16 protein-coding genes are annotated in these 16965 nt (G+C 48.6%); all 16 read right to left on the bottom strand.

All coding sequences use genetic code 11. From position 1 onward, the window contains the following. Positions 1 to 194: 194 nt before the first annotated feature. The 16 genes from NOR51B_RS15905 to NOR51B_RS05465 all read right to left on the bottom strand — a co-directional run bounded on the left by NOR51B_RS15905 (position 195) and on the right by NOR51B_RS05465 (position 16706). A complete protein-coding gene (locus tag NOR51B_RS15905) occupies positions 195 to 326 on the bottom strand; it encodes a hypothetical protein (RefSeq protein WP_407635212.1) in 132 nt (43 codons plus the stop codon). 129 nt (positions 327 to 455) lie between these two features. Beyond that, positions 456 to 815 carry a class I SAM-dependent methyltransferase gene (locus NOR51B_RS15655; protein ID WP_230198411.1) on the bottom strand — a complete coding sequence of 120 codons (360 nt, stop codon included), beginning with the start codon at positions 813 to 815 and terminating at the stop codon, positions 456 to 458. A 184-nt stretch (positions 816 to 999) separates the two neighbouring features. Further along, positions 1000 to 1764 carry an FkbM family methyltransferase gene (locus tag NOR51B_RS05545; RefSeq protein WP_154647607.1) on the bottom strand — a complete coding sequence of 255 codons (765 nt, stop codon included), beginning with the start codon at positions 1762 to 1764 and terminating at the stop codon, positions 1000 to 1002. 3 nt (positions 1765 to 1767) lie between these two features. Continuing rightward, on the bottom strand, positions 1768 to 3105 hold the full coding sequence (locus NOR51B_RS05540) for a lipopolysaccharide biosynthesis protein (RefSeq protein WP_040481827.1): 1338 nt from the start codon (positions 3103 to 3105) through the stop codon (positions 1768 to 1770). A 246-nt stretch (positions 3106 to 3351) separates the two neighbouring features. Then, positions 3352 to 4314 (bottom strand): GDP-mannose 4,6-dehydratase, encoded by a 963-nt coding sequence (locus NOR51B_RS05535; protein WP_009019372.1) that lies wholly within the window; start codon positions 4312 to 4314, stop codon positions 3352 to 3354. Continuing rightward, positions 4311 to 5426 carry a glycosyltransferase family 4 protein gene (locus tag NOR51B_RS05530; protein WP_009019942.1) on the bottom strand — a complete coding sequence of 372 codons (1116 nt, stop codon included), beginning with the start codon at positions 5424 to 5426 and terminating at the stop codon, positions 4311 to 4313. The genes NOR51B_RS05535 and NOR51B_RS05530 overlap by 4 nt, the downstream gene beginning before the upstream one ends. 176 nt (positions 5427 to 5602) lie before the next feature. Beyond that, positions 5603 to 6835 (bottom strand): glycosyltransferase family 4 protein, encoded by a 1233-nt coding sequence (locus tag NOR51B_RS05525; protein ID WP_009021369.1) that lies wholly within the window; start codon positions 6833 to 6835, stop codon positions 5603 to 5605. Between the two features lie 108 nt (positions 6836 to 6943). Next, a complete protein-coding gene (locus tag NOR51B_RS05520; protein ID WP_009019025.1) occupies positions 6944 to 7795 on the bottom strand; it encodes a class I SAM-dependent methyltransferase in 852 nt (283 codons plus the stop codon). Then, the gene (locus tag NOR51B_RS05515; RefSeq protein ID WP_009020630.1) at positions 7795 to 8781 is read right to left on the bottom strand and encodes a hypothetical protein; all 987 of its coding nucleotides are present in this window, start codon (positions 8779 to 8781) and stop codon (positions 7795 to 7797) included. Before NOR51B_RS05515 ends, NOR51B_RS05520 begins: the two co-directional genes overlap by 1 nt. 52 nt (positions 8782 to 8833) lie before the next feature. After that, positions 8834 to 9790, bottom strand: coding sequence for a UDP-glucuronic acid decarboxylase family protein (locus tag NOR51B_RS05510; protein ID WP_040481826.1), 957 nt, complete (start codon positions 9788 to 9790; stop codon positions 8834 to 8836). 1582 nt (positions 9791 to 11372) lie between these two features. Next, positions 11373 to 12518 carry an NAD-dependent epimerase/dehydratase family protein gene (locus NOR51B_RS05490; RefSeq protein ID WP_009020229.1) on the bottom strand — a complete coding sequence of 382 codons (1146 nt, stop codon included), beginning with the start codon at positions 12516 to 12518 and terminating at the stop codon, positions 11373 to 11375. Between the two features lie 569 nt (positions 12519 to 13087). Then, complete coding sequence (locus NOR51B_RS14865) at positions 13088 to 13732, bottom strand: class I SAM-dependent methyltransferase (protein ID WP_050759416.1); 645 nt, start codon at positions 13730 to 13732, stop codon at positions 13088 to 13090. 87 nt (positions 13733 to 13819) lie between these two features. Beyond that, positions 13820 to 14437, bottom strand: a complete 618-nt coding sequence (locus NOR51B_RS05480) for an FkbM family methyltransferase (protein WP_268257909.1) — start codon at positions 14435 to 14437, stop codon at positions 13820 to 13822. Positions 14438 to 14559: 122 nt separating this feature from the next. Then, entirely contained in the window at positions 14560 to 15891 is a 1332-nt protein-coding gene (locus tag NOR51B_RS05475) for a flippase (RefSeq protein WP_009019570.1), read from the bottom strand. A gap of 192 nt (positions 15892 to 16083) precedes the next feature. Beyond that, entirely contained in the window at positions 16084 to 16479 is a 396-nt protein-coding gene (locus NOR51B_RS05470; RefSeq protein WP_009019088.1) for a type II toxin-antitoxin system VapC family toxin, read from the bottom strand. Continuing rightward, positions 16476 to 16706: a hypothetical protein gene (locus NOR51B_RS05465; protein WP_009020291.1), complete on the bottom strand. Its 231-nt coding sequence runs from the start codon at positions 16704 to 16706 to the stop codon at positions 16476 to 16478. Before NOR51B_RS05465 ends, NOR51B_RS05470 begins: the two co-directional genes overlap by 4 nt. Between the last annotated feature and the right edge of the window lie 259 nt (positions 16707 to 16965).

Genomic DNA, 16965 nt, shown 5'->3' with positions numbered 1-16965 from the left:
ATTGGCTTAAGGTTGAGGGCGAGCGTAAATTTTTTCCATGGATAATATATCACCTGCGCGCGGCCCTGCCGCACTCATACCGCAATAATCAACTTCGCAAAAAGATCTCATCCACCTGCAGTGAGCGTCCAGTAGCAGGGTCGGTGAAGCCTTTCGGGATTGCCCAAAGCGTGAATCCTTGCAGGTTCATTCGCTCAATCATTTCGAGCCAGCCGCTGGCCATCGTATAGTGGCACCAGCGAGAGCTCCAACGAAACACCCTTCTCCTGTTTAAGTGTGTTAACCGCGCCGTTAAGCACCTGCCACTCAAAACCCTGGGTGTCAATTTTTATAAAGGGTCGGGAATTGACATCTAAATACTACACAGAAACCGAATCGAGTCGAACTAAAGGCGTTCGCTCGGATGCAACATAAGCAGAGCACGCAGCAGCGGGCGAATGCGCGTCGAGCATGGGCTACACTGATGAAGACACTGAGTTACCCGCGATATTGATCTCGATTTCGCCATCCTCATTACCCACTGCCGACCGTGGATATACCAACCACTCCTGGTCTCGAGCCGCGGCGATGGTGAGTTGCGCATGGGCTGTAGTAAGTGGATCAAAGCTGATGATTTTTCCAAAAAAACCGACCGAGCGAAGTTCCTGAGCGAATTGACCAATATTTACGCCGATATCAAAGACCGTATCAATCCGCACCTGGTTCATTGCGGCTAAGAGCTGAGCGCTAGGATGAGAGGCGGGGCTAAGCCTATTGGTGTCAAAGCCATACGATTTAAGTAGCCTTTTTACAGCTTTTTTAGTACCTCCAAACATAGTTTACTCTGTCTCTAATATTTTGAGAGAGATGCGCCTAGCGAAACTCGCCACTTACTGCTTACTGACTAATACTGGCGCCTCATGGGTGAGCCTCAGATCGGAATACATCGACTCAAAGGGAAGCTCTCTTCTTCGGACCCCTTAAGCGTCTCTAGCAATCTCTCTAGAACACCAATTGGCATCATTGTTTTTCTACGATTAGCTGAATATCGTCTCGTTCCCTACAGTTTGCCATATCAAATTCGTGTGGCAACTCTGTTTCAATTCGTGTTCCGCAGTATTTACTAAATGTTATTTCTAATACTAATGGCAAGCCATCGCTTGATCTAACTGGTGCAAAATTGTTTGCGTGAATGTGGATCAATTTAAGTTTGATGTCGCTTATGAATTTTTCTATTTTTTTAAGATTTATGTCGCAATCATGGAACTCAATTACTAGGCCGCTTATGCGGCTTTGGAGTGAAATGAGAGCATCTAAACAGCGGTACTCGGAACCTTCAATATCGATCTTTAAAAAAATATTTTGGTAGCTCATGGCCTCAAATATCGAATTTAAAGTTATACGATCGCGTTCCTCTGTTTCTACTCCAACGAATTTTTCCAGATGATGATTACCCGGATTGAAAAAGAATCGACGATACTCAAGAAGTGTCTTTAACCGCTTCAATGCTATTTTTGGACGATCGATTCTTATAACTGATTTTATAAATTGCTTTAAAAAGTATTTCTGGCTGACGCTTGCATCATATGCAAAAACCTCAACGTCTTTCAATTTCTTAAAACTGTCCTCAAAACTCCAGTCATCATTGATACCTAACCCAATCAAGACGTCTGAATTATCAATATCAGACCTTGACACAAGATAACCCCCATCATTATCTCTGCCAACTCGCACTAAGTCTGATGCAGATTTAAAAGAAAAACTAAGCGGAAGTTTTGCTATCACTTTTTAGCCCTCCAACTTATAGCAGAAATTCCAGCGTGACTTGATTAGATAATAAACCTGGATTGGCAATGCCACAGCAGCAAATATTAGGCTGCAAATAGTCCCAAGAACGATGCCGCTCAACCCCATGTCAAGATGTTTAACCAAAAACATGGATATCGGGATATTCACTAACATGGCTACTATTGCCGTATACAATTGCAACTTTATCTTCCCTATGCCGTTTACCAACATGGCAAAAATGCTGTTCCAGAGAAAAATCAGGACGAACATGCTTGTCGTGAGGATGAGAGGTAAAGGAACCGCCAGTTCCCGGCCTATCCACAACGCAATTATCGGCTTTGCCGTTAAGCACAGCATGATAACCATGATCACGAAGCCAGCAAAGATTATCAGTTGTTTGCCCAACATGCCCTCGATCCACTGAAAATCATCACGATGGTACGCGTCGGTATAAGCCGACCAGAGCGGGCCAGAAATTAGTCCGTGCAAAAAGATGATTGCACTAAAAAGCTTGAAGACGACTTCGTACTGAGTAACGTATTGCGGACCGAATAGCTGGGTGATTAACATCTTGTCGGTGGTGAAAATGACGAGTACGGCGAGTTGAATGGTGAAGAATTGCAGGCCAACATGCAGTAAAGGATTCGTATGCTGCTTGTTTAGGTAAAGGCGCGGGCGTAATTCTGGATAACGGTGGTAGAACCACAGGCTCAGCGAGATGTTGGCGGCAACCAGCGAAAAGCCGTGGATAACGGCCAGATAGCTGATCGAGGCATCGGTGGTCAAGTTGAGCACATATACCAGCCCCAAAACTACGAGGTTCGAGATCAGTTGGCCCAGTGCGATTACCGAGGTTTTCTGCACAGCTCCCAGTAGCGCCCCAATCAGGCCTATCCAAAAGTTGAGCAATATAAAGAACACTGCGATTTGCACCGTCGCCCGCAGGGTGGTTTCCGCGATCGCTTGAGTATTGAAGACAGCCTGCCATGGAATAAAAAACGATATCACCGTGGCAGACAGCCACAGCGCCATAGCGATCAAGCCGATTAGAGTGTAGCCGGAAGCGATATAGAGAGCAGCTTCGCCTCGCTCTTTTGTGGCCAGAGATTCTGCCACCTTGTTGCGCAGGCCGTTTCCGACACCCAGGTCGAAGAATACCACCCACGATATGACGGTAAGCAGGGTCGACCAGACTCCAAACTGTTCCGGGCCCAGATAACTGATCATGATTGGAATAGCGAGGAAAGAGGCGAACACCGCTACTGATCGATACCCAACCGCACCTTTTATCTGCCGTAGGTAATTACGCGTTCGCTCACTTGAGATTGTTTTAGTCATAAAGCTTTAACCAAGACATTTTATCTCTTATGCGGCAGCAGAAACTTGCAATCGCCAACATCTAGAGCGATTTTGGATGACAAATAAAGTTCAACACGAAGTTAAGTCGCAGCTGCGAGGCGGTTTGGAGGTATTTCTTTGGCCTGATTTCCTGGCTTAGGATACAAAACGTGAATTACAGAGGAAGTTTATCCAAAACAATTAAGTCGAGCGCGGGCCAAGCATTCCGCAGACCGCATGAAATGGCTAGACGACTACAATGTCATCAGAATCTAACATTTTGGAAACAACCTCCTCCATCCCGAATTTTGCCTTCCACCCCATTTCGATCCGCGCTAAAGACGGGTCGGCTCGGCTTACTAAAATATCAGTGGGTCTAAAAAATTCTGCATTAGAGCGGACATGATCACGCCAGTCTAGACCAAGTTGACCGAATGTCGCAGAAACGAATTGCTCTAACGAGTAGGTCTGGCCAGTGGCTATAACGAAATCCCTTGGTAGATCCTGCTGAAGCATGCGCCACATTGCTTCCACATAGTCGGGCGCCCAACCCCAGTCACGTGAAACTTCTAAATTACCCAGCTCAAGTACTTCTCCTGAACCAGCGGCAATCCGCTTCGCAGTTTGAATTATCTTCTGCGTGACAAAGCGATATGGCCGTAACGGAGACTCATGATTAAAAAGCACACCAGTACAGGCAAACAAACCATAAGCTTCACGATAATTCGCTGTCAGCCAAAAAGCTGATGCCTTAGCGACAGCGTAAGGGCTTCGCGGGCTGAAAGGAAAACTTTCATTCGCGGGAACCCCGACCGTATTCCCGAAACACTCACTCGAACCTGCATGATACTGCCTTATCGGCTTGTCGATCATCCGACAGGCCTCCAAAACGTTCAGTGTTCCCAAGGTATAGCTCTGAATAGTCTCTGCTGGTTGTTCAAATGACATTGCCACCGATGACTGGCCACAAAGAAAATAGATCTCGTCCGGTCGGATATTCTTTATTGTTACAAAAACACTTCGAAAGTCCTCTGGGGCCATAGATAAAACTGCTACCTTTTCTTCAATACCAAGCCGGCGTAAGTTGACAAATGACTTTCCCTGCGCATCGCGGGTCGTACCGAAAACCTCATAACCTTTCTGAATGAGAAACTCCGCTAGGTAAGCGCCATCCTGACCAGTCACGCCGCAAATGAGTGCAGTCTTCATACCGGGGCGCCCGTGAGCACCGCGTTATACACATCTACGGTTTCTTCGGCGCACCTCCGCCAAGAAAACTCCCTTGCCCTTTGGTACCCCGCATCGATTAATTGCTTTCGCCGTGAGAAGTCAAAAACGACGGTTTCTAGAGCATTCGCCATAGCCTCTATATCAGTTGGCTCGAAATATTCCCCCGCATGCCCTACAACCTCCGGCATCGAACTCGTATTGCTCGTCGCAACTGGACATCCTTGCGCCATAGCCTCCAAGGGCGGAAGTCCGAATCCTTCATATAAAGATGGGTAAATAAATGCTGCTGCCTTTTTGTACAACGCACCTAAGGTATTATCATCTCCATCGATTTGGTGTATGTCATGCAAGTCGAGGCCGACGGAACGAATTAGCTCACCTTCTCTCGTCTTAATTGGTCCGCCACCGAAAGCGACGACGCTCAACTCATCACTTAAGCTTTTATTCGAAGCAAATGCCCTGATAAAACCCTCAAAATTTTTATACCCACCTCGGCCTCCAACGTAAAGAACGAAGGGCTTTTCAAATACTATGTCACCTACATCAATCACGCCTTCAAGAAAATCCACTCCTAGATGAATCACACTGACTTTTTCCCGAGGAATATCAAATATTTCACAAAGATCGTTTTTTGTACTCCGCGAAATACAAATTATATGCCCGGACCTTTCCACTGCGAGCTTCTTGAGATTTGTTGTGCGATCTGTTGCAGAAAATTGCTTTTTAAATTTTTCATGAATCATATCGTATACAGTCAACACTCGAGCAGCATTTTTATCAGTAATCGACGACCTCGAGTTATAGTAGGTTTCGTGTACTATATTGGGTTTCAGGTTTTTAGCTAACCAAGAAGAGCTGTAGTGGTTTATTAATCGACCCAGTCGGCCGCACTTGTATGGCACCCTGGGAATCTCAAAACCATGCACACGGTTCGAGGGTAAATTTTTCAGGTATTTATTTTGGTAGATCGGCGCAATTAGGTCAGCGTTTACGCCCAGCCCAAGGAGCTCCTCTGAAAGCCGAGCGAAGTAACGCGAGACTCCGCCATACCGTTGAGCGAGAAAAATCTGATGATCAAAAAGAACCTGCACTTTTCCGTCCTGTCAGCCTTCGAATCAATGTGTGAAAGTTATCGGCTCGCCCATCGACCAGCTATCCGAATATAGCTGGCCCATGTCGGTCAAACTTGTCTGCTCGCCAGTCGCCACATTCATTATAAATAATTGACTGATTAACTTTCCGCGATCAAAATAAGAACGATGCAGTACTATTTTAAAAGTGCTTTTTCGTACACATCAATATACTGCTTAGCAACCATCGCAGGATCAAAATATTTCTCTGCCTTAGCTCGTGCGAGCTTGCCCAAGTCGTCCTTGAGTGGGCTATCCAGCACCCATTGAATTCCGGCCGCAAGGTCGTAAACATCAAATGGTTTCGCGAGGTACCCCGTGAGTAGGTGATCGACGGTATCGGGAAGACCACCGATGTCAAAAGCAACAACAGGGGTCCCGCAAGCGTGAGCTTCAGAGGCGGTTTGGCCAAATGCCTCGTTTCGAGACGGCACAACTAACATGTCGGCGGCACTGTATACAGCGCGCAGGCTAAGATCGTCATACAGGTGGCCGGCATAGTGGGTGGGGAAACCTAAGTCGAGTGGCTGCTGCGGAGCGAGCTGGCCAAAGACTACTAATTCTAAGTCATTTATTCTTCCTCGCAGGGAACCGAGCGCCTTGAGCAAAAGATCAAACCCCTTTCTTGGGTCACGCCGCCCTCCCATTGCACCGAAAGCCAGTAAAGGGGTTTCTAGCGGCAAACCAAGCAAAGTTCGTGCGTCCCTTTTTTTTATGGGCGTCCAGATCTCAAGATCTAATGGATAGTAAATAAATTGGCAGGGCCAGTCTCGCATAAGAAGACTTTCAGAGGCGCAACGTGCTATCCAATTACTGTCGCCAACAATGTGCATCGGACGCCCCCAATGCTTACGCTTGCGCCGCCATGTCCAGCGATTAAGGTCAAAGCCGGATTCATGCGCGGGCCTATTGTCGCGCCGATAGCCGTCACGCCAGCGCGCGTCATCGGTGTAATGCTCGGCGCCACAAAAGGCCCACATGTCATGCAAAGTCCAAACGATGGGCTTCTCGATTCGACCAATATCGGCAATAGAGAGCATTTCGCCAGCAACCCAGTGCAAGTGGATCACATCCGCATCGGAGCTGTTAAGGCGCTTGGCCCAACTCGAAGGGAGAAACGCAGGTGAGTGGATGATAGAATTTTTGCTTCGCAGTGTCGCCCGAAGTGGCTTAGCCAATTGCGGCCGCAAACGTGCCGTGAGCCTTGCACATGTGCTCACCGGCCCCTCAACGGTCCAGTCCCCCGCCAGTGCTTCGTTGACACACATTTGCGAGTCCACTCCTGACGCACGCAATGCATGATGAATTCGGTAGGCAGCTCGGGCTGCACCGCCTGCAATATCCGAATAGTTAAGGTGTAAGACTTTCATAATTCCTCTGCGGGAGGTAAGCCAGGCTGTCTACATATGCAATAGGCGGGTTCCTAGGCCCATCATGCCAACCCCCGGCGCAACGAGTTGGTATGACGGGCCGAGGAATTAGAACGGTTTGCGTGCCTCGATATACATCGACTCAGTGCCCTTGCGCGGGCGCCCATCGTCGTCGAGATCTAGCGGCTGGAACGGGAAACTCTCTAGACAGCTGCTTGACGCATCTACGCGCGATACCTCTTTAAACCCAGCTGCTAGCAGCGCGGTACGTAACTGCTCTAGATCCCAGATCCATTGGTGGCACTCGCCGACGGCAGCCATGCTGATATTCTGTGCCCGGAAGGCTTTTGGCAGAAGCTGCATCACAGCACGGATCCAGAGGCGCTCGGCACGACTAATGATTTTACGGCTGAGGAGTGACATCGCCGCTCCCCAGCGCGATACAGACGCGGCGGCCGATGGCGAACTCCGGACAGCTAGCAAATTCTCACCCATACGATCACGCACGAACGAAATGAGTTCCAAATTCTGAGCCCGCGCAGCCGTTAAGTCACGATACAGTTTTCCCAATTCACCGCCGGATTCACGACGCACGCATTGATCAATCATCTCCAGAACCAAAAAATCAGCCTTCGCGTGCTCTCCGCACTCACGGTACCTCAAGTAGGTACGACAGAGATCTTCAAGGTCGGGCAGCACGAAGCGCAACACCCCACCCGGCGCGAGAACACGCCAACACTCCGAAAGGAATTTGGGCACCTGATTACGTGGAATGTGCTCCAGAAAGTGAGAGGAATATACCAGCGACGCACCACCGTCTGGCAACGCTAGCGGAGCCAGCAGATCAGCTCGCTTCACAGCAGGGTGCACGGCGCTATAATCCAAGTTAATCCAGCCATCACCAATGACAAAAGTGGTGCCGCAAGCAAGATTAATTTTAATAGTAGCTGTTCTCTGCATTAGGCCAGAGCCCGCTTCAAGAAGCGATAAGTGACGCCTACCGCACGACGCGGAAAACGTAATAATGAATTGGGGAATCTGAGAAAGCCCCCTCCGAACAAATGTTCAAAAGTATAGCGATCCGCCTCTTCATTCTGCTCGATTTTTATTGGGTGCTGGAGATCTCCAATTGATTCGGCTTGCAAGTTTGCTAGTGGGCTGTCATCCCTCTGGGTATGTGTGGCGTCCGGACCGAACCCTATATTACTGACCAAATTGACATTCGGCACCGCGGTCAATCCACCGTGGTACCAGACGCTGGCCATCCACGGATAATCCCAAGTATCGATCTCTGCTAGCCGCATGCGATCGAAAATTCTCTCCCAATATCGGCGCGCCGTCTTATCTGACCAAAAATTTGCCCAAGCACGACTTTTCTTCCAGACCGGCCAAAATTCAAGATCCATATCGGCTTGTCCCCAAGCTCGCTCCCAGGTAGCCCAGCCCCAAATATGACTGTAGCGCGAAAAATAGTAAGAAGCGTCACCTCGGGCGATACCATTCTGGAAGTTATTGCCTGTAATTGTAGAAATTCGTGTATCGCCGGCATAACGTTTTAGTAGCGTCTCACAAAACATAAAAAAATCGGGGTGCGGCAAGCAATCGTCCTCCAAAATGACTCCTTGCTCTTCGTGCTCGAAAAACCATGTGATGGCGCTGCTGACGGCATTTTTGCAGCCTAGGTTCCTCTCTCGAAACAACGTTTTTACTTCGCAATCCCAATCAACTGCTGTGGCAATAGCGCGAACCTCGGCAACTATTTCCCACTCACCGGAGCGACTTGCCCTGGGACCGTCAGCCGCGACATAAAGACGTGGTGGTCTAGCCTTCCGGATGGCCTCAAACACCTTCGCCGTCGTATCTGGCCGGTTAAAAACAAGAAAGAGCACTGCTGTCTGCAACCGCGAGTCATTGACCGCAGTAGTGTCTACTGAAACGTTCTTCATTTCCAATTTTGATAAATCTCGTTATGCATCAGCGGACATAAACTGACAACGATCAGCGCGCTAGAAGCTGCTCAAAGTACGCGATGGTGTGCTCCAGACCTTCTATGAGGCCTACCGTTGGCTCCCACCCCATCGCCGCATTGGCTAATTGAATGTCAGGTTGACGCTGTTTTGGGTCGTCGGTGGGTAGAGGTTCATAGGTCAATTCTGATTGCGAGCCAGTCAGGTCTTTTACCCTCTCGGCAAGTTCAATCATCGTGAATTCACCAGGATTTCCGAGATTCACTGGGCCAGTGAAATCTCCCGGCATCCTCATCAGACGCACAAAACCCTCAATTAAATCATCCACATAACAGAAAGAGCGCGTCTGAGTGCCGTCGCCGTAAAGGGTAATCGGCTCGCCCTTCAACGCTTGGACAATGAAATTGGAAACAACACGACCGTCGTTGGGATGCATACGTGGCCCGTAGGTATTAAAGATTCGCGCGACCTTAATGTTTAAATTGTGTTGGCGACGGTAGTCGAAAAATAACGTCTCTGCACAACGCTTCCCCTCGTCGTAGCAAGAGCGCGGGCCAACGGGATTAACTTTACCCCAGTAGCTTTCAGGCTGTGGATGAACTTCAGGGTCGCCATAAACCTCACTGGTCGAGGCTTGAAAGATTCGAGCGCCCGTACGCTTGGCCAAACCCAGCATATTTATCGCACCATGCACACTGGTCTTAGTAGTTTGCACCGGGTCATGCTGATAATGAACAGGCGAGGCTGGGCAAGCCAAATTGTAGATTTCGTCCACCTCTACATAGAGCGGGAACGTCACGTCATGGCGCATTAGCTCGAAATGATCATTACCGAGTAGGTGCGAAATATTATCTCTGGTCCCAGTAAAGAAGTTGTCCAAGCAAATAACATCGTGACCATCAGCGAGCAAGCGCTCGCAAAGATGCGAACCAAGGAAGCCGGTGCCGCCTGTGACAAGCGATCGAGTGCGCGAATTATAGTTTTTCACTAAGAATCAAACTCCTTAAAAAAGACAGTATTCACGCACTTTGCATAGGCCACATTTCCAACCTCACCCATAAACTGGCCGATGACTGAATAGCTTCCAAAGCTCTACTAGGGATACGGATTTTGATTCTCTTATCTAGCTTATAAGTTTCATCTGCGCTCGCTAGCAGCATTACCCGTCGTTCATAATTCAGCGTCGACTCGAACTCACCAGATACTGCCGCATCGAGCAGTTTGCGCTCTTCCTTGGTGTATTTTGATCTACTCAAAGCAGTCTCCAAGATACTTGTCGGTGAATTTTCTACTCGGAATAATCATCCTCAACAAGACCGCTTATTCACTTTCCACATAAGGCACGCAATAGCTCTGATAACCTGTCATCGGGTACCAGCAGGACACAATTCAGCTCCCGCCACAGCTCATCCATAACCTTCCACAACCGCTCAAGACTAGGATATCCGTCGTAACTTTCGAATATTTGCGCATGCCATGAGCGCTCACCTGAAGACATTTGCTCAAGGTCATCTACCGAAACCCACCGATCTAGGTCATCTTCCACAAAAATCTCCTGAGAAGATATGAAGTAGCTCGTCGAGGCCACCTTAGCCACGACAACGGAAAGCGATACCATCGTCCACCAAATACAAAATCAAACGCACTGCGATCTGCTTCTTGATCAAGAACAACCTCCGCAGGATAGATGACTTCATCAAGACTCTGTACCGGCAAATTTGCCAGTGGATGTCCAGGGTTAGTTGTATTTTGTGCCGACTCATCGAATCCGATATTGGTAACCAAATTCGAGTTCGGAGTGGCTATGAGGGCGCCCCGTTTCCATAGCCACAGCATCCATGCATAATCCCAATGAACTTTCGAACCGGAACTCAGTGCATCGAAAATGCCATCCCAATAGCTTCTTTCAACGCTATCAGGCAACCACTCCATCCATTGTCTAGATCGCTTTAGCTCTCGCCAAAATTCCGGCTCTAACGTGCAACCTGCCCACGAGTTACTCCATGACGCCCAGCCCCAGCAATGACTGTACTTCGAGAAGTAGTGGGACGCGCCTCCTATCTTTCTGCTCTGGAAATTGTTCCCAGTGATACAACCAACCCTTTCATCCTCTCGATAGAGCTCAAGTAGCTCATCACAGAATCTGAAGAAAGATAGGGTCGGGACGTTGTCGTCTTCCAGAACAATCCCCTTATCTACATTACAAAAGAACCAAGATATGCCTTCAAAACCGGCCGTAGGTCCTCCGACATTATCCTCGTAGAACTTTACGTGTATTTCACAGTCCCAATCTACATCGGTAGCAACGGTACGAGCCTGATTCACTAAAGCGCGTTCTGCCTCGCCGCGGTCGGGCCTAGGCCCATCGCCAACCAAGTACAACTCTCTTGGCCGGACTTTCCTTAGAACCTCCATGACCACAGCGACCTTCTCCGGCCGATTAAAGATTCTCAGAAGAACAGGATTTTTTACAACGTACACGATCACCCTTATCTAAGTGGCAGTTTGTGCTCGTGGAGAATGCCGACTGTGCCTTCGCCAGGGCCACTCAAACCCCACAAATTACACTATTACCACTTTGGCGAGTTAAGGACGGCACCCCTGTCGAAGGACCCCTTACAAAAAGCTGCTATGGTATGAACATCGTCTACTAGCGTTTCATCAAGAAGAATGGGGCTGAAACCTAGTGACACAAGGCCCTCGTTTGAGACCTCTAGGTCGTTCTCGGCGAGCTCTTTTCTCGGATTCTCTATATAAGAGATCTCTGCGCCATACTGATTGGAAATGATCTCCGCGAGATCAGATAGCCGCTTCGTTTCTGCTACCTGATTGAATATTCTCACCCGGTCTGGTTCAAAATCAGAGTTTTCAATTGCGAGTTTCACACACTCTGCCGTATCGTTAATATTTATAAAAGCTCTTGTCTGCCCCCCAGTCCCATAGATCGTCAGTGGTACGCCGTTTGCAGCCTGAGAAATAAATCGGTTGAGCACCGTGCCGTAAACGCCGTCGTAATCAAAACGATTGACGAGCGAAGCGTCCAGCTTGGTTTCAACGGTATCAACCCCCCACACAATGCCTTGATGTAAGTCAGTGACCCGCAATCCCCAATTCTTATTGTAAAACTGGAAGAGCAGCTGATCCAGGCACTTCGTCATGTGGTAAACACTACCTGGATTGGCAGGATACAGTATTGATGCGTCGCTCCCGGTCGAGTTGATAGTTACATCAAGGTACCCCTCAGGAATAGGCCCAAATGCCTTGGTATACCCATACACTCCCATAGTACCGAGATGAACAAGGTGAATGTCTCTATTTGCGTTAACGATCGCACTACAGATGTTGTGAGTGCCAGTGACGTTATTGTCGACCGTGTACCGCCTCTGCTCATCACCAATCATCGAGTATGGTGCCGCACGCTGCTCAGCGAACTGGACAATCGCGTCCGGTCCGAAATCCCTGATCAGTTTCTCCAGTCCGGCGTAGTCTTTCGCAACGTCAAGACGGACAAATGTAATTGGAGCAAAAAGTTTGCTTGCAACCTTCACGCGCTCCTGAATGCTTTTGATAGGGGTAAGGCTCGCGGTGCCAAGTTCATTATCAATTGCTCTGCGAGACAAGTTGTCGACCAAACAGACTTCCATTCCATTATTGGCAAGCCGCAGCACTGTAGGCCAGCCACAGAAACCATCTCCCCCTAATACTAATGCTTTCATCCTTCACTCACCTCTATGGCGTTACGAAAAATTTTATTGCCCGCCTATCTGCTCGTTGTAAAGTGGCCAACCGGTCTCAAATAGACCATGTCAGCATTAAATCGCCAATAGTCCCCAGCACCATACCGCGCATCTTAAAAAAACTAGCTTTGGAACCTAGCCAACTTATTCCTGTGCCGAATCACCAACCAATCGTTGATGATGGAAATCACACAAATCACACCACTTGCTTTTTAAATGGCCCCTCACAGCAAACTGGTTCTGAACCGGATTTTGTGCGGAGCGTTAGCAAAAGGAGGCATTCGGAGGTGCGTTCAACACAATCTCCAAAATATGAAACCTTCGGATCAGCTCCTGATTCTATCTTCATTGATTCAATCAACTGGCACACCGGTAAGGTGCGGCGCGTAAAGTTAGGCGCGGACTTCATTGAGCACTGGTCAAGACGTCATCAGGCGGCACCACCAAGACTGTCGCTTAGGAACTGCTCACACCGACTTCATTTTGGAGGGCTTGAAACGGCGTTGGAAAAACTTGAACTACTGTGTGCATGCCTAGTCAAGCGCCAGCTATTTGATGGCTATTGCATAAATCGACTCAAAATCACGTGATGGATGATCTAAATCACCGTCAAACTCTCGCAAAGAAACACTGCGAAAGGGAGCCATTCTTAAAGTATTGACAAGATTTTCTCTATCAAACATATACTTATGTTGCTCATCCATATACGCAATATAATTCAGTTGATCCAGCAGTGATCCAGTATCTACGATTGCTTCCTTGTAGCCCTCTTCTATCCGTCGAAATCGGTTACCTTGAATATATGCTGAGATATATAGACTCGCGTCTGGAACGCACACGGACAGCTCTCCATTTTCTTTCAGAACTCGAAAACATTCGTTAATAAATATTATCAGACCCTTATAAGGTATATGTTCGAGCATGTGCGATGTGTAAATTCTATCAACGCTCTGAGACGGCAAAGGGAGCCCTTTGCGCAAATCATGCGAGATGTCAGCACCGCGCAGGTCAACTGTAACCCACCCGCTCGCTCCCTTCTTGGCCCCAGAGCCAAGCTCTATGCAAACTCTTTCGCGTTTTCCAAGTGAGCGCCACTTGGGTAGCGATGCCGTATGTACTATTACCGTATACAAGCGCTGAACCAAAACTTGAAGTCCCAAAAACGTTAGCAATCGCTTGGCGAGTTTCTTCATTTTCTATGTGTTCCAAATCTTCTCTGTCAAAACTTGCGAACCTCGAACGTCCGTTTTTTGAGACTGGCGTGTTTGCGAAGCGAAAAGTCAATTCGTGTTGCTTTTACCGCGAGCACTCTTTTTCTCCACCAATAGATCCTCAAAAAATGCGGTGTGGTCAATCTTCGTGAGCAGCCCGTATCCTTGTTCTCTCATAAACTTAACGACAGGATTTTCAAAGACACCCTCGAGCGAGACATGCAGGATTTCAACAAGAACAATCGACGGGCGATACCTTTGCCAATCATTCGATTTGAGAACATCCAGGTCATACCCTTCTACGTCGACACTCAAGAAGTCAATTTTGCGATCAAGAGCATAACGATCTAGGATCCAAGAAAGGGGTTTAGCCTCGATCTCGATGACGTCCTTGATACGATAAGGGAACGTCGAGGATTTTCGAGCCAGTACACACTCATCTGAGAGAGTATTTACGGCAGGCTCATTGTAGATCGTAAATTCAAACGCGCCCTCATCCTGTGCAACACCCAACTCAAGGTTTATATCTCTCGGCCGCCATTTGTTGAAAAGCGCCATACTTCCGGGCATAGCGTCTACATTGATGCCGTACCATCCTATACGATAGAAACGGTACGTATTTGAAAACCGCTTAGGATGATGAGCCCCAACGTCAACGTAGAAACCGCTCTTCTTTTCCCTGAAAATGCGGGCCAGGGCAGTGTCTTCGCCACTTAAAGACCAATAACGACTTGACCAAGGATCCCAAGTCAGACTGTCTCTGCCTCGCCTTAGGAGATTTTTGACCCAGATGGACAGTAACTTTCTGATTATAAATATCTTCCGAAAACGCCCAGCGGATTCAGTGCACTCACTTTCATCAGGAACATCGTTCTTGTGTCCTTCTGTAGCAAGTCTGCAAAAAATGCTGCGATCGCATATGAGATAACTGTGGCAAGTGCGGCACCCACAGCCCCGTAGTCTGGTATCAACCAAAGGTTCAGTATTACGTTCGCTATCGCTCCTAATGCAGAGCGTTGCATGTTCAGCATCTGGCGGTTTTCTGCTAGAAACCATTTGCCGCTAGCTACGCCCAGAAAAACGAAGACCGCAGCCCAAATATGGATTGCTAACACTATGCCGGAATCGGCGAAAGCTTCGCCGAAAATCAGCACTACAAGCGGAGACGATAAAAATGTCATCGGCACTGCAATCGCGATCGCCATCCAAACCATCAGATCAAAAAGATGTTGCAAACGTCTGTAATACTGAGTCTCGCTGCGTTTTTTTGTTTCGAGTAGCGACGGGAATACTGAAGCCGCGATCGCCATCGGAATGAAGTACCAAATTTCGCTAATACGCGTTGCCGCGCTGTAAATGCCTACCGACTCGTCACTAACCATTTGGCCAAGCATGATCTGGTCGATTTTCAGGTAAATCATAATCGCCATGCCTGACATCAGGAGAGGCCAGCTGTCTTTCAGCAGCGCTTTTGCCCGTGTATACGACGCCGACAATTGATGCAGTTTCGGCCCACGTACGCGAAACATCACAATAAGCAGTACTGCTGCGAGCATCGCCTCAGCTGCGGCTGCCCAAGCAAATTCGACAAGAGGCGCGTTGTTTAGGATCAATGCGACCTTGATGGCAGCGAACACCAAAAAGGTGGCATTTCCTACCCAAACCGTATATTTCGAAAGGACCTGCGATTCAAACCAGTAGGCGACCACTTGGGCTGCCCCGAACAGCGTCGTGGTGCCGAGAATGGCGACCAGCACCCTAGCCAACGCGTCATCGGGACGCAGCCAAAAAACTGCTGCAAGGACAATACCGTAGGCCAATAATCCGCCAAGGAGCTGCAGTAACGCCGCAGTGCTCAGGATTTCTTCTTTACATTCAGGGTCGCGCACAATATCGCGTACGACAATATCCTTTAAACCAAGCCCTGCAAACGCACTAAATATTCCCACAAAAGCAATTGCAAAGCTCAACAAACCGAACCTCTCGGGCCCAAGATAGCGCGCGACCCAGACGCCCACAACGACGCCAACACCCATGCGCAAGGCTCGGTCGAAGAACAACCAACCAATGTTATCGATTATTTTTAAAAAATTAGGTCGATGGTCGACATGCCGGCGAATGAAGCCAGGAACTATATTCAATTAGCGTCCATTTATTTTCACAAAAGCGGTTGCGGCGCAATTCGTATGTATCGCCAGCAGGCCAGGCGATTCCTTGAGGCGGCAGGGGCCATCAGGCCTAGACCTCGTTTTGGATAGTGCGTAGTGACTGCTCATTGGAAAGATGGCAATAACAAGAGTTATCGCCGCCAGGGAACATTTACAGCGAGAGGCCTAATACCAGTTCTCCAAACGTAGCCCCTCTACACGACTGAACTCTCCGGTATTGCGCGAGACCAGCGTCATGCCGCGAGCCAACACTGAACCCGCTATCAGTAAATCGTAGGGCCCAATCGGCGTGCCCCGGTTTTCAAGCATCGCACGGACGCTAGCTGCGGCCTGAGCCGCCCGGTCATCAAACTCAATAACATCCACCACATCGAGTAGCTCTCTCAATTGTTGTGAGCGCTTTTGTGGCGACGACGATTTGGCAATTCCGACCTGAAGCTCAAACAGCGCTATCGCGGGAATACCCATGTCGCCCGGAGATCGAGACAGAAGCTCTTCGGCCACACGCCCCTCCCCTTTGAAAAAGTCAATCAGGGTATTGGTATCGAGCGCCCACCTCACAGATCCTCCCGTGCCGCGTCGTCAACACCACCGCTTCTCAAAGAATCCAGTGGTGGAAAGTCAGTCCAACTACCGGCCGCCTCGCGCACGGATTTCGGCCAGTCGGCCTGCAATTTTTCCCTGATGACGCCGGCGACCCACTTACTCTTGGAAAGATTCTGAATACTGGCCGTATCAGCCATCCTCTGCTCGGTCTCGTCGTCGAGATAAATAGTCACTTGTCCCATAAGCCACCTCAATCCACATATATGTGGAAGTATATGTGGATTGAGAGGGTGCCGCAATGAGGTCTCTATTCGATATCCGAATGTTGATTCGCTTATCCTTCTTAAAGGTATTGGTAGCTGCACCTTCAAGTTCTTTCCTTCGAGCATCTGTCAATGTGGATTCGTAATCACCCGATTCGACAGACTCAAGTAGTTTTTTTCCTCTTTCGAGAGCCTTAACTTACCCATTAGCCACCTCCCAGGTACAGTTTGGTGAATT

Origin of the sequence: Luminiphilus syltensis NOR5-1B, assembly GCF_000158175.1 — a bacterium.
Lineage (GTDB): Bacteria > Pseudomonadota > Gammaproteobacteria > Pseudomonadales > Halieaceae > Luminiphilus > Luminiphilus syltensis.
Note: the sequence above shows the minus strand (reverse complement) of the source record. Positions and strands in the feature narration are given on the sequence as shown.